We start from the raw sequence: 245 nt of genomic DNA, 5'->3' as shown, positions 1-245 counted from the left end.
CGTGTTGTAGTAGAACTGAAGTACACTGTCAGGAAGTATATTTCCATCTATGTCTGTAGGCTGTCCCTGATTGTTAACCCAGGTTTTGATATAGCTACCAAACGCCGCATCCAATGCAGTATATGCTCCACTTGTATCCGCAGCACTTCCGCCACCAGCATTGTAGGCTGCCGCTTCTTCCACTACGTCTTTGTAGAACAGGTTATACGCTTCACATGATATGGTAAGGTCTTCCAATTCTTTAG

The 245-nt window shown here is 44.9% G+C and carries 1 protein-coding gene; it reads right to left on the bottom strand.

What is annotated here, in order from left to right; genetic code table 11:
• The coding region (locus LVD47_RS23560; protein WP_236981182.1) for a hypothetical protein at positions 1-245 on the bottom strand (245 nt) is incomplete at both ends.

The organism is Membranihabitans maritimus (assembly GCF_021729145.1).
In the GTDB taxonomy this organism is placed as follows: domain Bacteria; phylum Bacteroidota; class Bacteroidia; order Chitinophagales; family Saprospiraceae; genus Membranihabitans; species Membranihabitans maritimus.
The sequence above is the reverse complement of the archived record's forward strand: the minus strand, read 5'-3'. Positions and strand labels throughout refer to the sequence as shown.